A 24,357-nucleotide genomic window follows, 5' to 3' on the forward strand; every position below is an offset into this window, starting at 1 on the left:
GAGTAAAATGGGTGAAGTTATTGTAATAACATCAGGAAAAGGTGGAGTTGGCAAAACTACTACCACGGCTAACTTAGGTACAGCTTTAAGTTTATCTGGAAAAAAAACAGTAGTTGTAGATGCAGATATAGGTCTTAGAAATCTAGATGTTGTAATGGGGCTTGAAAATAGAATAGTATACGATATTGTAGATGTTGTTGAAGGAACGTGTAGATTAAAACAAGCTATTATAAAAGATAAAAGATATGAAAATCTATGTTTACTACCTGCAGCACAAACTAGAGACAAAAATGCTATTTCTCCAGACCAAATGAAAAAATTATGTGATGAGCTTAAAGAATCGTTCGATTATGTACTTATAGATTGTCCAGCAGGAATAGAGCAAGGATTTAAAAATGCAATAGCTGGTGCTGATAGAGCAATAGTTGTAACAACGCCGGAAATTTCAGCAGTAAGGGATGCTGATAGAATTATAGGTTTATTAGAAGCAAACGACATTGAAAATCCACAGCTTATAATAAATAGAATAAGACCGGAGATGGTAAAACGTGGAGATATGATGAATATGGATGATATAATAGATATCCTAGCTATAGATCTTATAGGTATAGTTCCAGATGATGAGGCTATCGTAGTATCCACAAATAAAGGTGAACCAGCTGTTGTTGACAACAAATCAGTGGCAGGACAAGCATACAAAAATATATGTAAGAGAATAATGGGAGAAGAGATTCCTTTTCTAGATATAGATACCCAAGAATCTTTTGTAAGTAAAATCAAGAAAATATTTGGACTTGCTAAATAGGGGTGGTGAATATGCTAGATTTATTTAAAATGTTTGGGAATGAATCAAAAACAAGTAAAAATGTAGCAAAAGAAAGACTAAAATTAGTATTAGTTCACGATAGAGCAAATTGTTCTCCAAGTTTTTTAGAGATGGTTAAAAGTGATATATTAAGAGTTATATCTGATTATATAGAGATAGATGAATCAGGATTAGAATTTAAGATGGCAAAAACAAGAAATGAAGAAGAAGGAGCTGCTACATCTGCATTAGTTGCAAATATTCCTATAAAGAAAGTGAAAGATAAGACAAGATAAGGGAAATCCTATAAAGGAATTCCCTATATTTTTTCCAAACTAAACACAAGAGGAGCTGAAAATAATGAATATATCTCTGATTGCTCATGACAACAAAAAAGAAGAAATGGTAAATTTCGCCTTAGCATATAAAGATATATTAAGCAAATATACCCTTCATGCAACTGGAACTACAGGAAGAAGAATACAAGAAGCCACAGGTCTTGATATTAAAAGATTTTTATCTGGACCATTAGGTGGAGATCAGCAAATAGGTGCAAGAATAGCAGAAGAGAATATGGACTTGGTAATATTTTTAAGAGATCCAATGACTGCTCAATCACATGAGCCTGACATACAAGCACTTATAAGACTTTGCGATGTTCATCAAGTACCTATCGCTACAAACTTAGCCTCAGCAGAAATATTTATAAAAGCACTAGAAAGAGGAGAATTGAACTGGAGAGAAACTAGAAAGAAAAACCTATTCAAATAAAGCTACTGACAAATCAGTAGCTTTTCTTTTTTTTTGAATAAATACACCTTGTACATCATATATATTGGTAAAAAGAAAATTTTAAATATACATAAATAGAGGTGCAGGGAAAAGGGTAGTTTTGGGTGATAAGGATAAGAACATCCAATACCAAATACGAATGGTTTCCTTGCCGAAAGAATATATTAGTTCTTTAATATATTCTTGGTTATAAAGCAAAATACTTTATAACTGCTATGAAGTATTCATAGAGAGCTATTTATGTAATGAAAACGTAGATTTTCATTGCATTATAGCAGTATAAAAAGCACTGAAAATCTTCAGTGCTTTATTATTTTAAAGAGGGGGATGAGTATGAAGGCAACTATTAGAGTAAGAATGAGCAATCATGATGCACATTATGGAGGGAATTTAGTTGATGGAGCTAAAATGCTTCAATTGTTTGGAGATGTAGCTACAGAACTTCTAATAAGAAACGATGGAGATGAAGGACTTTTCAGGGCATACGATAGCGTAGAATTTTTAGCTCCTGTATTTGCTGGAGACTACATAGAAGTAATTGGTGAAATAGTACAACTAGGTAATACATCTAGAAAAATGATATTTGAAGCTAGGAAAGTTATAACACAAAGACCTGACATAAATGATTCAGCAGCAGATTTATTAGAACAGCATATAGTTGTGTGTAGAGCTTCTGGAACGTGTGTTGTTCCAAAAGACAAGCAGAGAAAATAGGAGGTTTATCATGGAAAAGTTGATAATAACAGCTGCTATATGTGGGGCTGAGGTTACAAAGAAACATAATATAAATGTTCCATACACTGTTGAGGAAATAGGAAGAGAGGCGGAAAGTGCCTATAAGGCAGGGGCAAGCATAATACATCTTCATGTTAGAAATGATGATGGAACTCCAACACAGGATATAAATAGATTTGAAGAATGTATAAAAGAGATAAGAAGAAGATGCCCTGATGTAATAATTCAACCATCAACTGGTGGTGCGGTTGGCATGAGCAATGAAGAAAGAATACAACCTATATACTTAAAGCCTGAGATGGCAACATTAGACTGTGGAACATGTAATTTTGGTGGAGATGAAATATTTATCAATACTGAAAATACAATAAAAGAGTTCGGAGAAAAGATGATAAGTCTTGGGGTAAAACCTGAACTTGAAGTATTTGATAAAGGTATGATAGATATGGCAATAAGACTTCACAATAAAGGATATATAAAAGCTCCTATGCATTATAACTTTGTATTAGGTGTCAATGGAGGAATAAGTGCAACTATTAGAGATCTAACATTTATGGCTGGAAGTATACCAAGTGGTTCAACATTTACAGTTTCAGGAATTGGAAAAAGCCAATTTCAAATGGCCGCACTATCAATAGCAATGGGTGGACATGTAAGAGTGGGATTTGAGGATAACGTTTACATATCTAAAGGGGTGCTTGCAAAATCTAACGGAGAATTAGTAGAAAAGGTTGTAAGAATTGCAAAAGAAATAGGAAGAGAAATAGCATCTCCTGATGAAGCAAGAAAAATACTTCAACTTAAGGGGTGATTAGATGAACAAGGTAGTAAATATAGATGAGATAAAACACCTTTTCAAAGATGGGATGACAATAATGGTAGGTGGATTTTTAGGGTGCGGTACACCAGAAAAATTAATAGATGTTCTTATAGATTTAAATATAAAGGATATAACATTAATAGCCAACGATACAAGTTTTGTAGATAAAGGTGTAGGAAGACTAATTGTAAATAATCAGATTAAGAAAGCTATTGTATCCCACATAGGAACAAATCCACAAACAGGTAAACTTATGAACGAGGGCAAATTAAAAGTAGAGCTTTGTCCGCAAGGAACATTGATTGAAAGAATAAGGGCAGGTGGATATGGTCTAGGAGGAATACTAACACCTACTGGCATCGGAACAGTTGTAGAAGAAGGAAAACAGAAAATAGTAATAGATGAAAAAGAATACTTATTAGAACTTCCATTAAGAGCAGATATTGCTTTAATAAAGGGAAATACAATAGATGAATTTGGTAATGTATCATACAAAGGAACTACAAGAAATTTCAATCCAATAATAGCAATGGCAGCTGATAAGGTTATAGCAGAAGCTGAAAAGATAGTTAAAACTGGAGAAATAGATAAAGAGCTTATAGGGACACCGGGAGTAGTAGTAGATTATGTGATAAAAGGAGGGGAGTAACTTGATAATAGATGAAACAGTTGGAAAAGAAATCATAGCTAAAAGAGTTGCAAAAGAGCTTAAAGATGGTCAACTCGTAAATCTAGGAATAGGACTTCCTACGCTTGTTGCAAATTATATCCCTAAAGATATTAATGTAACATTTCAATCTGAAAATGGAATGGTAGGTATGGGTAGCTTAGCACAAAGGGGAGAAGAAAATATAAATATAACTAATGCTGGAGGACAGTATGTAAATGTACTTCCACAAGGATCTTTCTTTGATACATGTATGTCTTTTGGGCTTATAAGAGGTGGTCATGTAGATGTAACTGTTCTTGGAGCACTTGAAGTAGACCAAAGTGGAAACTTAGCTAACTGGATAATACCAGGAAAGCTAGTACCAGGAATGGGTGGAGCTATGGACCTTGTTACAGGAGCTAAAAAGGTGATAGTTTCTATGCTTCACACATCTAAAGGAAAACCTAAAATATTTAAAAAATGTAACTTGCCATTAACTGCAAGAGAAAAAGTAAATTTAATAATTACAGAATTAGGAGTAATGGAAGTTACAAATAAAGGATTAGTTCTAAGAGAAATAAATAAAGATGTAACTGTAGATCAGATAAAAAGCTTAACGGAAGCTGATTTAATTATTTCAGATGATCTTAAAATTATGGATATATAGGGGGATTAATAAATGAAAAGAGGATGCAAATACGGAACGCATAGAGTTATAGAACCTAAAGAGGTTTTACCTCAACCTGCTATAAAGATAGATAATGATATGAATATATATGATAATGAAATACTAATAGACGTTTGTGCGTTAAATATAGATTCTGCAAGTTTCACTCAAATAGAAGAAGCGTGTGATCACGATATAGAAAAAATAAAACAAATGATACTAGACATAGTAAATGAAAGAGGAAAGATGCAAAATCCTGTTACAGGATCTGGCGGAATGCTAATAGGGGTAGTGGAGAGATTAGGAGATAAGCTAAGAGGAAAAATAGATCTAAAGGAAGGAGATAAAATTGCAACATTAGTTTCTTTATCACTAACTCCTCTCAGAATAGATGAAATAATAGATATTAAGCCTGAGATAGATAGAGTTGAAATAAAAGGAAAGGCAATTCTATTTGAAAGTGGTATATATGCTGTTTTACCAGAAGATATGGAGGAAACTTTAGCACTTGCTGCTTTAGATGTTGCAGGAGCTCCAGCACAAACTGCAAATCTTGTTAAAAAAGGAGATACAGTTTTGATACTAGGAGCTGCAGGAAAATCAGGTATGCTTTGCTGCTATGAAGCTAGAAAGAGAGTAGGAGAAAAAGGAAAGGTAATAGGTCTTGTTAGAGATCAAAAGAGTAAGGACTTTCTAGATAAAACAAATTTCTGTCATGATGTTATAGTTGCTGATGCTCAAAATTCATCACAAGTTTTAAGTGAAGTATTAAAAGTTAACAACAATGAAGAAGTAGATATATGTATAAACTGTGTAAATGTACCTAATACAGAAATGTCTAGTATATTACCAGTTAAAGATGAGGGAATAGTTTATTTCTTCTCTATGGCAACAAGTTTTACAAAGGCAGCACTTGGAGCAGAAGGAGTAGGAAAAGATGTTACTATGATAATCGGAAATGGATATACAAAAGGCCATGCAGATGTTACAATTCAGGATTTAAGAGAGTGCGAAACTTTGAGAAATATATTTAAGGAATTATACGTTTAATATAGGGGGGTTAAATATGAATAGGAGATTTGAATTATTTAAAGATGTAAGTGATAGCAATTGGAACGATTGGAAGTGGCAGCTAAAAAATAGAATAGAGACTGTTGATGAACTTAAGAAATATATACCATTAACTGATGAAGAAGAACAAGGTGCGAAGGAATGTCTAAAGGCATTGAGAATGTCTATAACTCCTTATTACTTATCTCTTATAGACCCAAATGATAAAAATGACCCTATTAGAAAGCAAGCTATACCTACAACTTTAGAATTACATAAAGCTGAAGCAGATCTTTTAGATCCACTTCACGAAGATGAGGATTCTCCAGTTCCAGGCCTTACTCATAGATATCCAGATAGGGCACTTCTTTTAGTTACAGATCAGTGTGCAATGTATTGCAGACACTGTACAAGAAGAAGATTTGCAGGACATACTGACGATGTTTTACCGATAGAGCAAATAGACAAAGCAATCGAATATATAAGCAAGACTCCTGTTATAAGAGACGTATTATTATCAGGTGGAGATGCACTTTTAATATCTGATGAAAAATTAGAATACATAATAAGAAAATTAAGAGAAATTCCTCACGTTGAGATTGTAAGAATAGGAAGTAGAACTCCTGTGGTAATGCCTCAAAGAATAACAGAAGATCTTGTGAATATGCTAAAGAAATACCATCCTATTTGGATAAATGTACACTTTAATCATCCAAATGAAATAACAGAAGAATCGAGAAAAGCTTGTGAAATGTTAGCTAATGCAGGAATTCCAATTGGAAACCAATCAGTTTTATTAAGGGAAGTTAATGATTGCGTTCATGTAATGAAGAAACTTGTAAATGAACTAGTAAAAATAAGAGTTAGACCTTACTATATATATCAATGTGACCTTTCTATGGGACTTGAGCATTTTAGAACTACTGTATCTAAAGGAATTGAAATAATAGAAGGGTTAAGAGGTCACACATCAGGATTTTGTGTTCCAACCTTCGTCGTAGATGCACCAGGGGGTGGAGGAAAGACTCCAGTTATGCCAAATTATATAATCTCACAAAGCCACGACAAAGTAATACTTAGAAACTTTGAAGGGGTAATTACAACATATAAAGAGCCTACTAGCTATACTCCTGGATGCAAATGTGATATTTGTAGAAAAGAAAAAAACATAGATTTAGTTGGAGTAGCAGGACTTTTGAACAATCAAAAGATGGCACTAGAGCCAGAAGGTCTTGAAAGGAAATCAAGAGGCAAGAAAAAAGATGAATAATATTATAGATGAAATAAGAAATTACAAAAGCATATCAATAATAGGAATGGATAAGAATGTAGGAAAGACAACAACACTAAATTATATTATAGGTAAGGCTAGGGGTAAGTTAACCCTTGGTCTTACATCTATTGGAAGAGATGGAGAAGAAGAAGACATAGTAACTAGCACAGCAAAGCCTAGGATTTATGTAGAAAAAGGAAGCATTATTGCTACTGCAAAATCTTGTTTTTTAGATAGTGATATAACAAAAGAAATACTAAAAACTACTTCTATAAACACATCAATGGGAGAAATTATAATATTTAGATGTATAAGTGATGGATATATCCAAATTGCTGGTCCTTCCCAAAACTATTATATAGAAAAGATATATAGACATTTAGAAGAGTTAGGAAGTGATCTTATACTTGTAGATGGTGCATTATCTAGAAAAAGTTTAGCCTCACCTAAAGTAACACAAGCAACTATACTTTGCACAGGAGCTACACTTTCTAACAGTCAACAAAAAGTAGTTCAGATGACTTCACACACTGTAAATCTTTTGTCTATTGAAAAGGAAAAAGAAAGGCAAATACTAGATATATCTAAAGATATAATAAACACTTGCAAAGTAGGAATTATAGACAAACACAAAAAAGTAAAAAAATTAGATGTACTCACATCTCTAGACGCATCAAAAGAGATAATAGAAAGTTTAGATAAATTCTCAGAATACATAGTTATTAATGGAATATTATCAGATTCACTTTTAGAATACATTATGAAATCTACAGATATATGTAGTCAAATTACTTTTTTAGTTGAAGATGGAACCAAACTATTTATAAGTGAGGAAACACTAAATAAATTAATTAAAAAAGGTGCAAAGATAAAAGTAATAAACAAAATAAACATAATAGGGATAAGTGTAAATCCTAAATCTCCTTATGGATATGAATTTGATAAAGATAAATTCCTAAATATGCTTAGAGAAAAAATAAATCTACCTGTATTTGATGTCGTGGGAGGTGGATAATATTAGATTCTTAGATGATGAACAAAGACAAGATGTTGGGTTTAACTTCATATTAGAAAATTTGAACATACATACACCTTTTGGAATACAAGAAAAAAAGAAAATAAAGCCCTTCAAAAAAAGTGAATTGAATTTATTAAGAAAAGAACTAAACAATATAGAAAATATCATACATAATATGAAGCTCAATGATGATATATACAATGATATAACTAGAAATCTATCAAAATACAAAGATATAAGTGGCTCTATTAGAAAGTGCAAAACTTTAAACACACTAGATGAGATAGAACTTTATGAAATAAAAAATTTTTCTATACTGATAAATGACTTAATCACTATTTATAGTAGCCTAGATATAAAAATAGAAAGTGTAAACTTTAATTCACTACAAGAAATATCAAATCTATTAGATCCAGAAAACAATAAATTACCTACATTTTATATATACAGCTCATATAGCACTAATTTAAAAAAGATAAGAGAGAATAAAAGAATTATCGAAGAAAAAATATTTCTTGAAGAAGATGAAGAAAAAATAAAAATACTGAAAGAAGAAAGGTTAGATATAGTTATACAAGAGGAAAAAGAAGAGCTTAAAATAAGAAAATATCTAACAGAGAAAATAAATAAGAAAGTATTTGATATAGAAGAAAATATAAAATCACTAGCAAAGTTAGATATCCTTATAGCAAAGGCTAGGCTTTCAATAAAATATGATGGGGTAAAGCCAAACATAATTACAGATTGCAAAATACAGCTCAAAAATGCATTTAACCCAAGTATAAAAGAAATACTGGAAAAAAGGAAAAGTCCATTCATACCAATTAGTATATCACTAGATGAAGGAAGTACTCTTATTACAGGAGCTAACATGGGAGGCAAAAGCGTTACGCTAAAAACTATAGTTCTTAATATACTTTTAGCTAATATGGGATTTTTCGTATTTTGTGAGAATGCACATATACCTATACTAGATTTTATATACTACATTTCTGATGATATGCAATCTATAAATAAAGGCCTTAGCACATTTGGAGCAGAGGTAATCAAACTAAAAGAAATAACAGAAAGCATAAAGATAGGAAATGGATTCATTGCGTTAGATGAATTTGCTAGAGGAACAAATCCTAAAGAAGGAAAAATTCTAGCAAAAGCTTTATGTGAGTATCTAAATAAATATAAATCTATGAGTGTATTATCAACTCATTATGATGATGTTGGTAATTCTGATATAGTTCATTATCAGGTTATAGGACTTAAAAATATAAATTTTGACTCACTAAAAAGAAGAATAGATTTAAATAAAAGGCAGTCTATACAGATAATTCAAGATCACATGGATTATAGATTAGAGAAAGTATCAGTAGATAATAAAGTCCCTAAAGATGCACTAAATATATCTATATTGCTAGGGCTTGAAAATGAGATTGTAAATTTAGCTAAGAAGTATTATGAGGGGGAGTAATATGAAAAGTAAGTTAAATTTAGATTGGTCAGTAGTAGAAAAGGCGAGAAGTTGTGCTAAGAATATAGCCTTGAATACTCAGAAATTTATAGATATGCACACTACAGTAGCAGTAGAAAGAACTGTATGTAGATTACTTGGAATTGATGGAGTAGATGAATATGGTGTTCCACTTGCAAATGTCGTTGTAGATAGCATAAAAAAAGAAAATGCCCTTTCGCTTGGAGTAGCTATATTTATAGGAAACGCTATGGTGAAATTAGGAATTACTCCGCAAGAAGTAGCTATGAAAGTTTCAAACAAGGAAATAGAAATTACTAAAATACCTATGGCAGATTTATTTGAGATAAAGTTAGCAGTATCTAAAGTAGCTAGAGAAACTGTAAAGAAGATAAAGGACAATAGAGCTAAAAGAGAACATTATCTACAAAAATACGGAGATAAGCAAGGTCCATATCTATATGTTATAGTTGCAACAGGTAATATATATGAAGATATAATTCAAGCAAAAGCAGCTGCAAGACAAGGTGCTGATATAATTGCAGTTATTAGAACAACAGGACAAAGCTTATTAGATTATGTCCCTTATGGTCCAACTACTGAAGGATTTGGTGGAACATACGCTACGCAAGAAAACTTTAGATTAATGAGAAGTGCATTAGATGAAGTAGGAAAAGAGCTTGGAAGATACATTAGACTTTGTAATTATTGTTCTGGACTTTGTATGCCAGAAATAGCTGCAATGGGAGCACTTGAAAGATTAGATGTTATGCTAAATGATGCTCTTTATGGAATATTATTTAGAGATATAAATATGAAAAGAACAATGGTAGATCAGTACTTCTCAAGAATAATAAATGGATTTGCTGGTGTAATAATAAACACTGGAGAAGATAACTACTTAACTACTGCCGATGCTATAGAAGAAGCGCATACTGTACTTGCTTCTCAATTTATAAATGAACAATTTGCACTTATAGCAGGACTTAAAGAAGAACAAATGGGACTTGGTCATGCATTTGAAATATCACCTGATGAGAAAAATGGATTTCTATTTGAATTAGCTCAAGCTCAAATGGCTAGAGAGATATTCCCTAAAGCCCCATTAAAGTATATGCCACCTACTAAATTTATGACAGGAAATATATTCAAAGGTCATATTCAAGATGCACTATTTAACATGGTTACGATAATGACAAATCAAAAAATACATCTTTTAGGAATGCTTACAGAAGCTATACATACTCCTTTTATGTCAGATAGAGCCTTAGCTATAGAAAATGCTAAATATATATTTAATAATATGGAAGATCTAGGGAATGAAATTACTTTCAAAGAAGATGGAATTATTCAAAAAAGAGCAAATGATGTATTAAATAAAGCGTATGAATTACTTTTAGAAATAGAAAAACAAGAGCTATTTAAAACTTTAGAAAGCGGAACATTCGGAGGAATAAAAAGACGAATTGATGGAGGAAAAGGACTTGATGGAGTAGTTGAAAAACACAAAGACTACTTTAATCCATTTATAGAACTTATGTTAGGGGGAAGAAACTAATGGATAGCAAAACACTTGATCTTACAAGAATAACTCCTTATGGAGATACTATGAATGATGGAAAAGTCCAGATAAGTTTCACTCTTCCAGTTGAAAATGGAGAAAAAGGAGTAGAAGCAGCAAAAATTCTTTCTAAAAAAATGGGATTGATGGATCCTTGCGTAGCTTACAGCAGTGAACTAGATAAAGGATTTACATTCTTTGTTGTGTATGGAAGTTTAATTCACAGTGTTGACTATACTCAAATACACGTTGAAAGTGTAAATGTTGATACAATGAGTATGGAAGAGACTAATGAGTATATAAAAGAAAATATAAAGAGGAAGATAGTAGTTGTAGGGGCAAGTACAGGAAGTGATGCACATACTGTAGGAATAGATGCAATAATGAACATGAAAGGATATGCAGGACATTATGGACTTGAAAGATATGAAATGATAGAAGCATATAACCTTGGTAGCCAAGTTCCAAATGAAGAATTTGTAAAAAAAGCTATAGAGCTTAAAGCTGATGTACTTTTAGTGTCTCAAACTGTTACACAAAAAGATATCCATATTCAGAATCTAACGAACTTAGTTGAACTTCTTGAAGGAGAGGGAATAAGAGAGAAAGTAATTTTGATATGTGGTGGACCTAGAATAAGTCATGAACTTGCAAAGGAACTAGGATATGATGCGGGGTTTGGTCCTGGAAAGTATGCAGATGATGTAGCTACATTTGCAGTTACTGAAATGGTAAGTAGAATGAGTAATAATAGGGGGGAGTAGGATGAATATTTGTTACGAGAAAATAAATGACAATATAGGAGTCCTCAAAATAAATAGACCTAAATATCTTAATAGCTTAAATAAAGAAACGTTAATTGAAATTGATAATTTAATAGACACAATAGAAAAAGATAACAACTTACATGTAATCATAATAACTGGAGAAGGAGAAAAATCATTTGTAGCAGGAGCAGATATAAAAGAAATGAAAGATATGAACAGTGTTGAAGCTATGGAGTTTTCTAGATATGGAAACAAAGTTTTCTCTAAAATAGAAAATCTCAACAAGGTAGTAATAGGAGCTATAAATGGATTTTGCTTAGGTGGAGGATTAGAGCTTGCACTAGCATGTGACATTAGAATAGGAAGCAATAAAGCAAAGTTTGGGCAACCAGAAGTGAACTTAGGAATAATTCCGGGATTTGGAGCAACTCAAAGGCTATCTAAAGTTGTAGGAGTGTCAAAGTCTAAAGAAATGATATTTACGGGGGATATAATAGATTCAAATGAAGCATTAAGCATAGGAATTATAAGTAAGATATCCGAAAATCCTTTAGTTGAAGCTATAAATATAGGTAGTAAGATAATAAGCAAAGCACCTAAAGCAATAATTCAAGCAAAGAAGGCTATGAACTTTTCTAATAATAAGAACTTATTTATAGATTACGAAGTTGAGTGTTTTGCTAACTGCTTCAGTACAAAAGATCAAAAAGAAGGTATGGAAGCATTTATAGAAAAAAGGAGTCCACAATTTGAAAATAGATAGGGGGTAGTGATTGTGAAAATAGGTGTTATTGGAAGCGGAACAATGGGAAGTGGAATAGCACAACTTTTTATTGAAAATGGACACAATGTAATACTTAAAGATATAAAAGAAGAGAATGTAAGAAAAGGAAAAGAGATAATAGAAAGAAATTTAGATAATAAAGTGAGAAAAGGAAAGATAAATACTGATGATAAAGATAGAATAATAAGTAATCTAAATACTACAACAAAAGTGGAAGATCTTAAAGATGTAGATATTATTATAGAAGCTGCCGTGGAAGACATAAATGTAAAAAAAGAGATATTTAAGGAATTAGACAAAATAGTAAATGATGAAGCAATATTTGCAACAAATACATCTTCTCTTAGCATAACAGAAGTTGCTCTTTCAACTAAGAGGGTAGATAAATTCATAGGAATGCACTTTTTTAATCCTGCACCAGTTATGAAACTTGTAGAAGTAATAAGTGGCGTGTCTACATCACAAGATACAGAGGAAAAAATATTGAGTTTATGTAGTAACATAAACAAAACACCAGTTAAGGTAAATGAAGCTCCAGGATTTATAGTTAATAGAATACTTATACCTATGATAAATGAAGCTGTAGGGATATTAAGTGAAGGTGTAGCAACTAAAGAAGAAATAGATACAGCTATGAAGCTAGGAGCTGCACATCCAATGGGTCCACTTGAGCTTTCAGATTTAATAGGAAATGATGTTGTTCTTAATATAATGGAAATACTACATAAAGAATTTGGAGACGATAAATACAGACCACATCCACTTTTAAGAAAAATGGTAAGAGGAAATCAGCTAGGAAGAAAAACTAGAATAGGATTTTATGAATATGAATAAAACTGGCTAAATTTAGCCAGTTTTTGTTTATAATGAATAGGAAATTATAAATTTTTTGAATTATGGATAATTTATAATTTCCGTTATAAATTTCAAAAAGGTCTACCTTTAAAATCTTCCAAAGAAAGACTTTTTTATATATGTTTAGCAAAATTCTTCCCAAACTCAAAACATTGATTTAGTGTTTCTTCTGAAGGAGAGAATTTTTTACTTATAGGTTCAAGTGGGATTTTAAAGCCCATTTGCTTTAAAAGAGAGTTAGCCATTTGAATACCTTCTCCACTCCAACCGAATGATCCAAACACTCCTGCAACTTTACCGCTATTTGCCATAGGATCTATTACAGATAAAACATCCCACATAGGTTTTACCATGGATCTATTTATAGTAGGAGATCCTAAAATTATACCTTTAGATCTATTTATTATATTATGAACTTTTGCCAAATCCTCACTTTCAGCATCTACAAATTCTACCTTAACATTTTCAGATTCTAACCCTTCTTTTATTTTTTCAGCCATTGATACTGTATTTTTATAGGCTGATAAATAAAGAAGAGCTACTTGTTTTTGATTTCTATTTTTTACTTCTTCAGTTGACCACTCTAAATACTTTTCAACGTTGTACATAGGATTTTGAGAAAGTATAGGTCCATGGGAAGTTAATATAGTTTCTATTTCAAAATCTTTAACTTTATTTATTGCGTTAAGAACATGTTGAGCAAAAGGACTTACTATGCAGTCATAATAAAATTTTAGAGCCTGTGGATACTCAGAGTCGTTAACAGCCTCAGGATCTACCTTACTGTAGTGAGATCCAAAGCCATCACATGTAAATAGTATTTTGTCAGATTCACTGTAAACAAACATTGAATCAGCCCAGTGAAGAAATGGAGCTGTTATAAACTTAAGATCTCTACTTCCTATATTTAAAGTTTCTCCGTCTTTTATAACGTGGCATTTAAAGTCTGTATTTACTTGTTCCTTTAGGAATATGCTAGCAGCTTGAGTACAATAAACCTCAACATTTGGGTTTATTTCTAATATATATTTTAAGCTTCCAGAATGATCTGGCTCGGTGTGATTTATTATAACATAGTCGATGCCTTTTATATCTGTTATGTCACTTAGCTTTTGCAAAAATTCATCTTTGAAATTAGCTTTTACAGTATCTATCAGTACTTTTTTTTCATCATCTATAAAGTATGAATTGTACGTTGTTCCATGTTCTGTTTTCATTATTATGTCAAATACTTCAAGGTCTGCGTCTACAACTCCTGTCCAATATATTTTGTTTTTTATTTCAAAAGCCTTCATAAATACTATACCTCCTAAATCTTCGCTTATATTTTTATATTATCTATTTACCCAATACAAAAAGGTTTAATCAGAATATATAAATAGTATAACCTTGAGGATTTATTTTTTTCGTCTTAAAGTAGTATTTTTTTCATATAATGAACTAAAAATATGATTAGGGGGATTTTGGTATGATAAAAAGAAGATTCTACCAAAGAAGAATAAGAAGCATTGGTATGAGAAAAAGTAGTATTGGAAGAAACAAAGGTTTAAATAAAATTTTGATACAATTTGTAATTTCGTGTATAATTGTTCTGTTGGCTTTAGGGGTTAAAGCTAATTTCTTAAAAAGTGAAAGATATATAGATAATATAAGACATGTATTACAACATGATATAGATTTTGCACAGTATATGAATATTATACAGAAAAAAACAGCGGAGGTATTTAAATTATATGACGAAGGTGAATTTGAATAATATTTTACTTAAAGTAGAAAAACCTGCAAGATACTTAGGAAATGAACTTAATACATATCACAAAAGTCCAAATGAAGATATGATAAGATTTGGGTTTGCTTTTCCAGATATATATGAAGTTGGCATGAGCCACTTAGGACTTCATATAATGTACAATTTACTAAATTCTAAAGACGATATATACTGCGAAAGAGTATTTGCACCAGCTGCAGATATGGAAGAAATGATGAGAAATAACAATATTCCATTATTTGGGCTAGAGTCAAGAGAACCTATAACAAATCTTGATTTTATAGGGTTCACGCTTCAATATGAACTTTCATACACCAACATATTAAATATGCTAGAACTTGGAAATATACCAATATACTCTAAAGAAAGAAGTGTAGATGATCCTTTTGTTATAGTAGGTGGGCCATGTTCATATAATAGTGAACCTATAGCAGATTTTGCGGATATAGTTGTTTTAGGAGAAGGTGAAGAAGTAACATTAGAAATATTAGATAGATATAAGTTATGGAAAAATAACAAAACTTCAAGAGAAGAATTTTTATATGATATTGCAAAGAATATAAAAGGAGTATATATACCTTCTCTTTATACATTTGAATACAATGAAAATGGAACTATAAAAGAGTTTAGACCATTAAAAGAAGATATACCACAAAAAATAGAAAAAAGAATAATAAGTAATCTTGATGAAAGCTATTTCCCAGATAGAATAATAGTTCCTTACATAGAAGTAGTTCATGGTAGAGTAATGCTAGAGCTTTTCAGAGGATGTACAAGAGGATGCAGATTCTGTCAAGCTGGAATGATTTATAGACCAATAAGAGAAAGAAGTTTTGAAAAGCTAAAAGATCTTGCAGAAAAGCTTGTTAGAAGTACAGGATATGAAGAAATATCTTTAGCTTCTTTAAGTACAAGCGATTATTCACAGCTTCAGGAGTTATCTGATCATTTAATAAATAAATATGGTGAAGAAGAAAAAATAGGTATATCTTTACCTTCTTTAAGACTTGATAACTTTTCGTTAGAACTTGCACAAAGGGTTCAAAAGGTAAGAAAATCAGGGCTTACATTTGCACCAGAAGCTGGTACTCAAAAACTTAGAGATGTTATAAATAAAGGAGTAACAGAGGAAGATTTAAAAAATGCTACTCAAAAAGCATTTGAAATGGGATGGAACAGTGTAAAACTTTACTTTATGATAGGACTTCCAACTGAAACATATGAAGATTTAGATGGAATAGCAGATCTTGCATATAATGTTATAGATACTTATAGAGATGTTCATAATGGGAAACTTACAAAACACTTTAGTGTAACTATAAGTACATCTTCATTCGTACCAAAACCGTTTACTCCATTTCAGTGGTATGGACAAAATGATATTGAAACATTAAGAGAAAAGCAAAGATACCTAAGCAAAAAACTAAAAAATAGAAATATAAGATACAATTATCACGATTCAAATACTAGTTTCCTAGAAGCAGTTATAGCAAGAGGAGATAGAAGACTTTCAAAGGTTATTTATGATGCATTCAAAAAAGGATGCAAATTTGATGGATGGACAGATCACTTTAAATTTGACCTTTGGGTAGAAGCTTTTGAAGAAAACGGAATAGATATGGACTTTTATGCAACTAGAAATAGAAGTTATGATGAAATACTTCCTTGGGACCATATAAATACTGGGGTTAGCAAGAAGTTCTTAATTTCAGAGAATGAAAGAGCTTTAAGAGGAGAGCTTACAACAGATTGTAGATTAAACTGCAAAGCATGCGGAGTTAATGTAGATATAGCAAGGGGGATGTGTTAATGCCACTAATAAGATGTAAATTTACTAAACAAAACGATATTATATATATATCTCACCTAGATCTTTTAAGATTGATAGATAGAACCCTTAGAATAGCAGGAATAAAGGTTAATTTCACTCAGGGATTCAATCCCCATCCTAAAATTGCGTTCGGACAAGCTCTTTCTCTAGGAGTATCAAGCCTAGGAGAGTATGTAGATATAGATATAAATGAAGAAATGAGTGAAAATGAATTTATAGAAAGAATAAACAAGGTGCTCCCAGAAGGACTGAAATTCATAAAGGCTAAATATATAGATAGCACTGCACCATCTTTAATGGGAAGTATAACCCATGGAAGATATACTATAATATGCAATACAGATAATGAATACAGTTTCGATGAAGTAAAAAATAAAATAAATGAATTTATGAACAAAGAAGAAATAATAGATGTTAGAGAGAATAAAAAAGGAAGATTAGTAGACTTAAATATAAGACCTATGATAAGAGAGCTTAATGTTATTTCTTATGAACAAAATGTATTAAAATTAGATACTATTATATCTACAGGCTCAAGCGGAAATCTAAAGCCGAATGCATTGATTGCAAAATTGAACAATATAGCTAATCTAGATATAGATGTAGAAAATTTAATTATAATAAGACAAGATCTTTACATTGAAAATAATGGAAAGTTAAATACTCCTATTTAGGATGTGATATTTTGAAATCATTAATTATAGATTGGGGATGTATTGAGTCAAAAATAGCTTATTTAGAGGATAATAAGCTAGTAGACTTATGGATTGAAAGAAATGATGAAAAAATAATTGGAAATATATATAGAGGTAAAGTAACAAAAGTGCTTAAAGGAATGGAAGCTGCTTTTGTAGATATAGGGCTTCACAAAAGTGGCTATTTACCTCTAAAAAATGAAGAAATAAAACAAGGACAAGATATTTTAGTTCAAGTTAAAAAAGAAGGAGAAAAAGACAAAGGTCCAAAGCTAACTACAGAGATAAGTCTTCCAGGGAGAAGTTTGGTATTAGTATGCAATAAAGACCACTTAGGCATATCAAACAAGATAGAATGTGAAGACGAGAAAAAAAGGCTTCTAGATATAGCAAGTGAAATAAAACCAAACGGCAAAGGTATAATTATAAGAACACAGGCTATAGATGTCAAAAAGGAAGAACTACAAAATGACCTTAAAAATCTACTTAAGATGTATGAAAACATAGAAAAGGAGTACAAATTAGGGATAGGATCTAAGTTGCTTTTCAAAGATATTGATATATCCTTAAAAACTATAAGAGATAATCTAGCACAAGATATTGAAGAAATAATAATAAATGATTACAAAAAGTATGGTGAAATAAAATCTTTAGCTAAATCTATTAATGTTTCATTTACATCTAAGATAAAATACTTTGATGATGTAGTAGATATATTTGATTACTACGGAATACAAAGCCAGATACAAAGAGCTCTAAATAGAAAAGTATGGCTAAAAAGCGGAGGATATATAATAATAGACAAGACAGAAGCTTTAACAGTTATAGATGTCAATACAGGAAAATTCACTGGAAGTTTAGGATTAGATGAAACTATATTTAAAACAAACTGTGAAGCTGCTGTAGAAATAGCAAGACAACTTAGGTTAAGAGATATAAGTGGAATAATAATAATAGACTTTATAGATATGAAAAGTAAAGAACATAAAGACAAGCTTTTAAAGATGCTTTCAAGACATCTAAGAGATGATAAAACTAGAACGAATGTACTTGGAATCACAAATTTAGGATTAGTCGAAGTTGTAAGAAAAAAAACAAGAAATTCTATAGATAGTCACTTCAAGATGGAATGTAGTGTTTGTAGCGGAGAAGGAAAGATTAGGTCTATAAGTAGTATTTTAGATAATATAGAAAAAGAAGTGAGAAGAATAAGAGAACACACTGTTATGGAATCTGTAATATTTGAAGTATCAGAGAATGTGTACGAGTTAATAAACAAAGATAATCTAAATGATATAAATAAAATATCAAATTATTATGGTATAGATATAAATATTCGAAAATGTGACAAGATAAAAGCAGGAGATATAAAAGTGGTTTTAAAGGGATGCTAAGCATCCCTTTAAAGTTAGTGTTTTGGCTCAAATGTAGCACAATCAGTTTCTTCAGCACTTTGAGCATTATGTGCTTTTATTTGAATTGATGGAGCACTACAGTACTGACCATTTTGGTTATAGTTACATGTTGCAACAGAACATGAAACTCTGCTTATAGTGCTATTAATCATATTAGATATATTGTTCATATTATTCATAATTAATTCCTCCTTAAATTTTATTTGTTACCCAAGACTATTTTGTGAAGATATTTTTAAAATATACTGCTCAATTAGCTTCAAATACCATTGACAAAAAAGACAATTTTTGATATTATCTATATCTGTAGGTAGCCGCACAAGTCGGGTTTACAAATCCTAAAAAGGTACCTTGGCTTGGCGAGACTGGATTGAGGAGGTGCGAAGAATGTACGCAATAGTTGAAACAGGTGGAAAACAATACAGAGTTCAAGAAGGAGACACTTTATTCGTTGAAAAGTTACAAGCTAATGAAGGAGATGTTGTAACTTTAGATAGAGTATTAGCTGTTTCTAAAGATGGAAGTCTTGTAGTTGGAAATCCTGTAGTTGATGGAGCTAAAGTTGACGCTAAGGTTGTAGAGCAAGGAAAAGGAAAGAAAATCATAGTGTTCAAGTACAAGCCAAAGAAAGACTACAGAAGAAAGCAAGGACATCGTCAGCCATACACTAAGATAGTTATCGAAAAAATAAACGCATAATTATATGGTTAAGGCATCTATAAAGAGAAATTCAAAAGGAGATATAATTGAATTTGAGATAAAAGGACATGCAAATTATGCTTCTCATGGAGAGGACATAGTTTGTGCTGCTATTTCAGCTTTATCTCAAACTGCAATAATCGGACTTTCTGATTATGCACACGTAAAATGTGAATTTAAAATTAATAGCGGGTATCTACACTGTAAACTTCCTTTTGAATTGAATATAGATAAAAGACTTATAGTTAATGCTATAGTGGAAACAATGGTGCTTGGTATAAAAAATATAAAAGAAGGATATCCTTCTTTCGTGACACTTGATGAGAAGGAGGTGTAACTATGATTTTAAGAATAGACCTTCAATTGTTCGCTAGTAAAAAAGGAGTAGGTTCTTCTAAAAACGGACGTGACTCTATAGCAAAAAGACTAGGAGTTAAGAGATACGACGGACAATTAGTTAGTGCTGGAAGCATAATAGTAAGACAAAGAGGAACTAAGATACATCCAGGAAATAACGTAGGAAAAGGCGGAGATGATACGTTATTTGCTTTAGTTGATGGTGTTGTTAAGTTCGAAAGAAAAGACAAGAAGAGAAAGCAAGTTAGCATATATCCAGTTGCTGTTGCTGAATAATAATGTGGAGTGTCATTAGACACTCCTATTTTTAATTATAAGACTTTTTATTACATAATAAAATTAAGTTAACTGCATAAAAAAGGAATAGCCCTCAAATAAATAGAATATATACATAAGTTAGGGGGGTATGAAATTGAAAGAAATACATAAAATAAAACTGCATTACTGGGAACTAATAGAAGAACTACTTAAAGAACAAAGACATGATTTTTTAAATGAAATTCAAATAATATATGGATATATGAAATTGAATAGAACTGATAAGGTTATTGAGTATATAAATAAGTGTAGCAAAAATGCCAAAATAAACAGCAAGTTATCAAACTTAAATTGTATAGAACTTTATATTATGCTTTCGGATAAATTCAAAAGAGCAAATAACTTAGGGCTTTGTATAGATTTTGAAGTTTATAGTGTTGGAGAAAAGAAAGACATAGTAGTTAAGAATTTAGATGATGCTGTATTTTCATTTGAAAAAATAGTAGATATAATATTACATTGTATGTATACTAACTCTCATTTTGAGGAACAAATATTTTATATTGAAGAAATGCCAGATGCTTTTATTTTAAAGATAGAAATAGATGACAGTAATCTTATGGATATAATGAGAAAGGAACTTGAAAACTTTAAAGATAAGGTAATATTTGAAGACAATTACCTTATATATGAAGTTGAACTAGACTAGAGGTGATTATATGTTCATAGACAAGGCTAGAATATTCGTTAAAGGCGGAAAAGGTGGAAATGGAGCAGTAGCCTTTAGAAGAGAGAAATATGTGCCAGCTGGAGGACCAGATGGTGGAGATGGCGGCAGAGGAGGTAGTGTTATATTTGAAGTGGATGAGGGACTTAGAACTCTTATGGACTTTAAATATAAAACTAAATATATAGCACAGCCAGGAGAAGATGGAAAAAGTAAAAGTAAACACGGAAAATTTGGTGAAGACTTAATTCTAAAAGTGCCACCTGGAACTATAATAAGAGATGAAGAAACTAAACTTGTTATAGCAGATTTAAAGAAACATGGAGATAAAGCTATAATAGCAAAAGGAGGAAGAGGAGGAAGAGGTAATAATCACTTCACAACTGCAGTAAGACAAGCTCCTACTTTTGCAGAAGCAGGTAAAGACCCAGAGGAAAGATGGATAATACTAGAGCTTAAACTTATAGCTGATGTAGGATTATTAGGATTTCCTAATGTAGGAAAGTCTACTTTCTTATCAGTAGTTACAAGTGCAAAGCCTAAAATAGCTAACTACCACTTTACTACACTTACACCAAACCTTGGAGTTGTTCAAACTAAATTTGGAGATAGCTTTGTTCTAGCTGATATTCCAGGGCTTATAGAAGGAGCACATGAAGGAGTAGGTCTTGGACATGATTTTCTAAGGCATGTTGAAAGAACTAAAGTGTTAATTCATATAGTTGATGTATCAGGAGTAGAGGGAAGAGACCCATTAGATGATTTTGATAAGATAAATGAAGAACTAAAAAAATATAATGAAAAATTAGCTACTAGACCTCAAATAGTGGTTGCAAATAAAATGGATCTTCAGGATGCAAAAGACAATTATGAAATATTCAAAGAAGAGATAGAGTCTAGAGGATATAAGGTTTTTGCAATGTCTGCTGCAACCAGAGAGGGAGTAGATGATGTAATAAACTATGTTGCTAATATCTTAAAAGAAGTAGAGGAAGTAGAAATTGTTTCGGAAGAAGAAATGATGAAAGAAGAAGATTTAAGAGAAATCAGTGTTGAAGAGATAACAGTTAAAGAAGAAGATGGAGTTTATATAGTTGAAGGAAAAGAGCTCCAAAGGCTTTTATATTCTGTTGATTTTGAAGATATGGAATCTCTACAATACTTCCAAAAGGTTATGGAGAAAAAAGGAATATTTGATAAACTCAAAGAACTAGGCGTACAAGATGGAGATTTAGTTAAAATATATGACTTAGAATTTGAATACTACGAATAAACGGAGGTACAGAAGGTGTTAACAGGAAAACAAAGAGCTTATCTTAAATCTATAGCAAATGGACTAAAACCTATAACTCAAATAGGAAAAGAAGGTATAACTGAAGCTTTCCTAAAACAGTTAGATGATGCTTTAAGAGCAAGAGAGATAGTTAAAGTTAATATACTTGAAAATAGTGGACTTGATGCAAAGGAAACTGCAAATGAGGTAGCTAGACTTGTAAGAGGAGAATTTGTTCAGGCTATAGGATCAAAGTTTACTATATATAAAAAGAATATAGAAAAGCCTATTATAGAGCTTCCTAAATAAAACAATAAAAACTACCTACTATAGGTAGTTTTTGATTGTTGCGATAGATGCTAAGATTAAAAGCTCTTCATTATCATTATATATTTTATTAAATTGAGTTAAAGGTAAAGGGTTTTTGCCCATTCCAACTTCTATTGTATAGCCAGGTTTATTGTACTTTTCTATAAACCAATCTTTAAATCCTCCAAAAGATGCTATTCCAGATGTTTCATCTAAAGGATAATTGCTAACTTTTGAAAGCATTTGAGCTATCTTTTTAGATCTTTCATCAGCAAGATTATTATAATTCCAATATATTACTTCACCTTGGCTATGATATGCAAGAACAAGTTCAAAATTATGTTTTCGGGTAAAGTTAGCTAAAGCTCTACTTTCAGGTTCAGACTCTGGGTAATCACCACAAAATCTAGTAGGTCCAGGACCTAAAATACCATACTTAATCTCATAAGTTTTAGATAAGTGCCAAGAAGCATCATAGTTGTGATTAAGATCCACGCCTTTAATATTAGCACTCCAGTTTTTAGAAAAATCCATATTTCCTTTGTTCCATTTGATTAAATCTAAGTAATAAGGATTATTTTTGTTGAGCCCATTAATCACTAAATCAATACCGTCAGGATTTACCATAGGAACTATATATAGAGAGCTTTGATTATATATATTATTTATATCGTATCCTTTTATGGTTTTATTATTTGAGTATGCATAGCAAAAGGTTTCTGCAAACTTCATAAGAAGTGGAGTTGTAATCCACTCTAGTGCGTGGTGAGCAGCATTATAAAAAACTTTATTAGGTCCATTTCCTAGCTTTATACAATACAGCTTTTTTCCTAGGACGCTATTTCCTATAGTATTAACTTCCAAAAATTCATATTTACTTTTTAAATTGTTTATATCTCTTTGAAGTATCTCATAAGTGTAATTAATTTTTGTATTAACTATGCTCAATTAAATCACCTCACATATATTAATAATATTATTGTATAGTCTTGAAGGTGATTTGTGATAAATACTACTCATATACATCATAATCTAAAAGTTTTCTAATTACCTTTTTTATAATTTCATGATCAAATCCTTTATATGAAAGATGGGAAGCTAATTTTCTATATACTTTGCTTTTATCATCATCTTTTATTTTTTCTAGTTTTTTTCTTCCAAGGTGTAGAGCATTTTCAAATTCTTTATCATCATCTATTATATCCGATAATGTTTTTGATATAGTATTTTTATCTATTCCTTTGTTGTACAAATTGTATTTAATTTTGTTTTTTCCGAATTTATTTATATTGATGTTATCACTAGCTACTTTTTTAGCTAGGTCTTCATCATTTATAAAATTATATTTTTTCAAAAATTCAATAGTTCTTTCTATTATATTCTCATCAAATTCTTTCTTAGATAATTTTTTTCTCATATTTTTTTCGGTTTGAGGAGAATAAGATATAGTCTTTAATGCAAAATCTTTTGATTTAAGATACATTTCCTCATTAATTAGATTATATAAATCAATGTTATCCACTTCTTTTCCAACTTTAAGATTTAATGAATAAACTATATCTGCATACACCCCCATGAAGAAGTTATTGTCTATGTATATATTCACTCTATCACTGTTATTTTTCTGAAATTCTAGTTTAGTTATTTTGTTCATTAATACCATCCTTTTTATATTAATGTGTATATGTTTTCCATACAAAAGAAACAATACTATTAATTGTATTGCAATAGTTATAAAGATAAATAAAATTATAATACATTTTTGCAAGAATATCTAATTTAAA

Annotated in this window: 29 protein-coding genes and 1 riboswitch; of the genes, 25 read left to right on the forward strand and 4 right to left on the reverse strand. The window is 31.0% G+C overall.

Going from position 1 to position 24,357, the window contains the following annotated elements; genetic code table 11:
- Positions 1-7 precede the first annotated feature (7 nt).
- The 15 genes from minD to CLOTH_RS06450 all read left to right on the forward strand — a co-directional run bounded on the left by minD (position 8) and on the right by CLOTH_RS06450 (position 13,220).
- Positions 8-805, forward strand: coding sequence for a septum site-determining protein MinD (minD, locus tag CLOTH_RS06380; RefSeq protein ID WP_079412276.1), 798 nt, complete (start codon positions 8-10; stop codon positions 803-805).
- Between the two features lie 11 nt (positions 806-816).
- Positions 817-1,101 carry a cell division topological specificity factor MinE gene (minE, locus tag CLOTH_RS06385; RefSeq protein ID WP_079412277.1) on the forward strand — a complete coding sequence of 95 codons (285 nt, stop codon included), beginning with the start codon at positions 817-819 and terminating at the stop codon, positions 1,099-1,101.
- Positions 1,102-1,165: 64 nt separating this feature from the next.
- Entirely contained in the window at positions 1,166-1,576 is a 411-nt protein-coding gene (gene mgsA, locus CLOTH_RS06390) for a methylglyoxal synthase (protein WP_079412278.1), read from the forward strand.
- Between the two features lie 88 nt (positions 1,577-1,664).
- Positions 1,665-1,842: riboswitch (Lysine riboswitch) on the forward strand.
- An 88-nt stretch (positions 1,843-1,930) separates the two neighbouring features.
- A complete protein-coding gene (kal, locus tag CLOTH_RS06395) occupies positions 1,931-2,311 on the forward strand; it encodes a 3-aminobutyryl-CoA ammonia lyase (protein WP_079412280.1) in 381 nt (126 codons plus the stop codon).
- Positions 2,312-2,321: 10 nt separating this feature from the next.
- Entirely contained in the window at positions 2,322-3,143 is an 822-nt protein-coding gene (gene kce, locus CLOTH_RS06400) for a 3-keto-5-aminohexanoate cleavage enzyme (RefSeq protein WP_079412281.1), read from the forward strand.
- Positions 3,144-3,147: 4 nt separating this feature from the next.
- A complete protein-coding gene (atoD, locus tag CLOTH_RS06405; RefSeq protein ID WP_079412282.1) occupies positions 3,148-3,801 on the forward strand; it encodes an acetate CoA-transferase subunit alpha in 654 nt (217 codons plus the stop codon).
- Position 3,802: 1 nt separating this feature from the next.
- The gene (locus CLOTH_RS06410) at positions 3,803-4,468 is read left to right on the forward strand and encodes a 3-oxoacid CoA-transferase subunit B (RefSeq protein ID WP_079412283.1); all 666 of its coding nucleotides are present in this window, start codon (positions 3,803-3,805) and stop codon (positions 4,466-4,468) included.
- 12 nt (positions 4,469-4,480) lie between these two features.
- Positions 4,481-5,518: an L-erythro-3,5-diaminohexanoate dehydrogenase gene (kdd, locus tag CLOTH_RS06415; RefSeq protein WP_079412285.1), complete on the forward strand. Its 1,038-nt coding sequence runs from the start codon at positions 4,481-4,483 to the stop codon at positions 5,516-5,518.
- A gap of 16 nt (positions 5,519-5,534) precedes the next feature.
- A complete protein-coding gene (kamA, locus tag CLOTH_RS06420) occupies positions 5,535-6,788 on the forward strand; it encodes a lysine 2,3-aminomutase (protein WP_331722036.1) in 1,254 nt (417 codons plus the stop codon).
- Entirely contained in the window at positions 6,781-7,806 is a 1,026-nt protein-coding gene (kamB, locus tag CLOTH_RS06425; protein WP_079412287.1) for a lysine 5,6-aminomutase reactivase subunit KamB, read from the forward strand. Before kamA ends, kamB begins: the two co-directional genes overlap by 8 nt.
- Entirely contained in the window at positions 7,799-9,274 is a 1,476-nt protein-coding gene (kamC, locus tag CLOTH_RS06430; RefSeq protein WP_331722037.1) for a lysine 5,6-aminomutase reactivase ATPase KamC, read from the forward strand. Before kamB ends, kamC begins: the two co-directional genes overlap by 8 nt.
- Before the next feature lies 1 nt (position 9,275).
- The gene (gene kamD, locus CLOTH_RS06435) at positions 9,276-10,832 is read left to right on the forward strand and encodes a lysine 5,6-aminomutase subunit alpha (protein WP_079412288.1); all 1,557 of its coding nucleotides are present in this window, start codon (positions 9,276-9,278) and stop codon (positions 10,830-10,832) included.
- Positions 10,832-11,599, forward strand: a complete 768-nt coding sequence (kamE, locus tag CLOTH_RS06440; protein WP_079412290.1) for a lysine 5,6-aminomutase subunit beta — start codon at positions 10,832-10,834, stop codon at positions 11,597-11,599. The genes kamD and kamE overlap by 1 nt, the downstream gene beginning before the upstream one ends.
- A gap of 1 nt (position 11,600) precedes the next feature.
- Positions 11,601-12,365, forward strand: coding sequence for an enoyl-CoA hydratase-related protein (locus CLOTH_RS06445; protein WP_079412291.1), 765 nt, complete (start codon positions 11,601-11,603; stop codon positions 12,363-12,365).
- Positions 12,366-12,377: 12 nt separating this feature from the next.
- Positions 12,378-13,220, forward strand: coding sequence for a 3-hydroxybutyryl-CoA dehydrogenase (locus CLOTH_RS06450; protein WP_143715440.1), 843 nt, complete (start codon positions 12,378-12,380; stop codon positions 13,218-13,220).
- A gap of 134 nt (positions 13,221-13,354) precedes the next feature.
- Here the strand turns inward: CLOTH_RS06450 and CLOTH_RS06455 are convergent, their stop codons facing one another.
- Positions 13,355-14,536 (reverse strand): FprA family A-type flavoprotein, encoded by a 1,182-nt coding sequence (locus CLOTH_RS06455; RefSeq protein ID WP_079412292.1) that lies wholly within the window; start codon positions 14,534-14,536, stop codon positions 13,355-13,357.
- Positions 14,537-14,709: 173 nt separating this feature from the next.
- Between CLOTH_RS06455 and CLOTH_RS06460 the strand changes: the two genes are divergently transcribed.
- The 4 genes from CLOTH_RS06460 to CLOTH_RS06475 are packed head-to-tail and all read left to right on the forward strand — an operon-like array spanning position 14,710 to position 18,929.
- Entirely contained in the window at positions 14,710-14,997 is a 288-nt protein-coding gene (locus CLOTH_RS06460; RefSeq protein ID WP_079412293.1) for a hypothetical protein, read from the forward strand.
- Positions 14,975-16,819: a TIGR03960 family B12-binding radical SAM protein gene (locus CLOTH_RS06465; protein WP_079412295.1), complete on the forward strand. Its 1,845-nt coding sequence runs from the start codon at positions 14,975-14,977 to the stop codon at positions 16,817-16,819. Before CLOTH_RS06460 ends, CLOTH_RS06465 begins: the two co-directional genes overlap by 23 nt.
- The gene (locus CLOTH_RS06470; protein WP_079412296.1) at positions 16,819-17,514 is read left to right on the forward strand and encodes a TIGR03936 family radical SAM-associated protein; all 696 of its coding nucleotides are present in this window, start codon (positions 16,819-16,821) and stop codon (positions 17,512-17,514) included. The genes CLOTH_RS06465 and CLOTH_RS06470 overlap by 1 nt, the downstream gene beginning before the upstream one ends.
- Before the next feature lie 11 nt (positions 17,515-17,525).
- Complete coding sequence (locus CLOTH_RS06475; protein ID WP_079412298.1) at positions 17,526-18,929, forward strand: Rne/Rng family ribonuclease; 1,404 nt, start codon at positions 17,526-17,528, stop codon at positions 18,927-18,929.
- A 14-nt stretch (positions 18,930-18,943) separates the two neighbouring features.
- Here CLOTH_RS06475 and CLOTH_RS06480 read toward each other — a convergent pair whose 3' ends face one another.
- Positions 18,944-19,129 carry a DUF1540 domain-containing protein gene (locus CLOTH_RS06480; RefSeq protein ID WP_331722038.1) on the reverse strand — a complete coding sequence of 62 codons (186 nt, stop codon included), beginning with the start codon at positions 19,127-19,129 and terminating at the stop codon, positions 18,944-18,946.
- A 208-nt stretch (positions 19,130-19,337) separates the two neighbouring features.
- On the opposite strand from CLOTH_RS06480, the gene rplU reads away from it, so the two are divergent.
- The 6 genes from rplU to yhbY all read left to right on the forward strand — a co-directional run bounded on the left by rplU (position 19,338) and on the right by yhbY (position 22,573).
- Positions 19,338-19,649, forward strand: a complete 312-nt coding sequence (gene rplU / locus CLOTH_RS06485; RefSeq protein WP_079412299.1) for a 50S ribosomal protein L21 — start codon at positions 19,338-19,340, stop codon at positions 19,647-19,649.
- 4 nt (positions 19,650-19,653) lie between these two features.
- Positions 19,654-19,986 carry a ribosomal-processing cysteine protease Prp gene (locus tag CLOTH_RS06490; protein WP_079412300.1) on the forward strand — a complete coding sequence of 111 codons (333 nt, stop codon included), beginning with the start codon at positions 19,654-19,656 and terminating at the stop codon, positions 19,984-19,986.
- A 5-nt stretch (positions 19,987-19,991) separates the two neighbouring features.
- Positions 19,992-20,282, forward strand: coding sequence for a 50S ribosomal protein L27 (gene rpmA, locus CLOTH_RS06495; protein ID WP_079412500.1), 291 nt, complete (start codon positions 19,992-19,994; stop codon positions 20,280-20,282).
- Positions 20,283-20,418: 136 nt separating this feature from the next.
- Positions 20,419-20,973 (forward strand): Spo0B domain-containing protein, encoded by a 555-nt coding sequence (locus tag CLOTH_RS06500; protein WP_158080479.1) that lies wholly within the window; start codon positions 20,419-20,421, stop codon positions 20,971-20,973.
- Between the two features lie 10 nt (positions 20,974-20,983).
- Entirely contained in the window at positions 20,984-22,264 is a 1,281-nt protein-coding gene (gene obgE / locus CLOTH_RS06505; protein WP_079412304.1) for a GTPase ObgE, read from the forward strand.
- A 15-nt stretch (positions 22,265-22,279) separates the two neighbouring features.
- Positions 22,280-22,573: a ribosome assembly RNA-binding protein YhbY gene (yhbY, locus tag CLOTH_RS06510; protein ID WP_079412306.1), complete on the forward strand. Its 294-nt coding sequence runs from the start codon at positions 22,280-22,282 to the stop codon at positions 22,571-22,573.
- Positions 22,574-22,591: 18 nt separating this feature from the next.
- Here yhbY and CLOTH_RS06515 read toward each other — a convergent pair whose 3' ends face one another.
- Positions 22,592-23,521 carry a M14 family metallopeptidase gene (locus tag CLOTH_RS06515; RefSeq protein ID WP_079412308.1) on the reverse strand — a complete coding sequence of 310 codons (930 nt, stop codon included), beginning with the start codon at positions 23,519-23,521 and terminating at the stop codon, positions 22,592-22,594.
- 64 nt (positions 23,522-23,585) lie between these two features.
- Positions 23,586-24,227, reverse strand: a complete 642-nt coding sequence (gene recX, locus CLOTH_RS06520) for a recombination regulator RecX (RefSeq protein ID WP_079412310.1) — start codon at positions 24,225-24,227, stop codon at positions 23,586-23,588.
- Positions 24,228-24,357 lie beyond the last annotated feature (130 nt).

The sequence above is a fragment of the Alkalithermobacter paradoxus genome (genome assembly GCA_002029295.1).
Classification (GTDB): Bacteria; Bacillota; Clostridia; order Peptostreptococcales; family Peptostreptococcaceae; genus Alkalithermobacter; species Alkalithermobacter paradoxus.

Coding starts and splice junctions, on each gene's coding strand:
- minD (WP_079412276.1), top strand. CDS start 8: ATGGGTGAAGTTATTGTAATAACATCAGGAAAAGGTGGAGTTGGCAAA.
- minE (WP_079412277.1), top strand. CDS start 817: ATGCTAGATTTATTTAAAATGTTTGGGAATGAATCAAAAACAAGTAAA.
- mgsA (WP_079412278.1), top strand. CDS start 1,166: ATGAATATATCTCTGATTGCTCATGACAACAAAAAAGAAGAAATGGTA.
- kal (WP_079412280.1), top strand. CDS start 1,931: ATGAAGGCAACTATTAGAGTAAGAATGAGCAATCATGATGCACATTAT.
- kce (WP_079412281.1), top strand. CDS start 2,322: ATGGAAAAGTTGATAATAACAGCTGCTATATGTGGGGCTGAGGTTACA.
- atoD (WP_079412282.1), top strand. CDS start 3,148: ATGAACAAGGTAGTAAATATAGATGAGATAAAACACCTTTTCAAAGAT.
- kdd (WP_079412285.1), top strand. CDS start 4,481: ATGAAAAGAGGATGCAAATACGGAACGCATAGAGTTATAGAACCTAAA.
- kamA (WP_331722036.1), top strand. CDS start 5,535: ATGAATAGGAGATTTGAATTATTTAAAGATGTAAGTGATAGCAATTGG.
- kamB (WP_079412287.1), top strand. CDS start 6,781: ATGAATAATATTATAGATGAAATAAGAAATTACAAAAGCATATCAATA.
- kamD (WP_079412288.1), top strand. CDS start 9,276: ATGAAAAGTAAGTTAAATTTAGATTGGTCAGTAGTAGAAAAGGCGAGA.
- kamE (WP_079412290.1), top strand. CDS start 10,832: ATGGATAGCAAAACACTTGATCTTACAAGAATAACTCCTTATGGAGAT.
- CLOTH_RS06445 (WP_079412291.1), top strand. CDS start 11,601: ATGAATATTTGTTACGAGAAAATAAATGACAATATAGGAGTCCTCAAA.
- CLOTH_RS06455 (WP_079412292.1), bottom strand. CDS start 14,536: ATGAAGGCTTTTGAAATAAAAAACAAAATATATTGGACAGGAGTTGTA.
- CLOTH_RS06460 (WP_079412293.1), top strand. CDS start 14,710: ATGATAAAAAGAAGATTCTACCAAAGAAGAATAAGAAGCATTGGTATG.
- CLOTH_RS06465 (WP_079412295.1), top strand. CDS start 14,975: ATGACGAAGGTGAATTTGAATAATATTTTACTTAAAGTAGAAAAACCT.
- CLOTH_RS06470 (WP_079412296.1), top strand. CDS start 16,819: ATGCCACTAATAAGATGTAAATTTACTAAACAAAACGATATTATATAT.
- CLOTH_RS06480 (WP_331722038.1), bottom strand. CDS start 19,129: ATGAATAATATGAACAATATATCTAATATGATTAATAGCACTATAAGC.
- rplU (WP_079412299.1), top strand. CDS start 19,338: ATGTACGCAATAGTTGAAACAGGTGGAAAACAATACAGAGTTCAAGAA.
- CLOTH_RS06490 (WP_079412300.1), top strand. CDS start 19,654: ATGGTTAAGGCATCTATAAAGAGAAATTCAAAAGGAGATATAATTGAA.
- obgE (WP_079412304.1), top strand. CDS start 20,984: ATGTTCATAGACAAGGCTAGAATATTCGTTAAAGGCGGAAAAGGTGGA.
- recX (WP_079412310.1), bottom strand. CDS start 24,227: ATGAACAAAATAACTAAACTAGAATTTCAGAAAAATAACAGTGATAGA.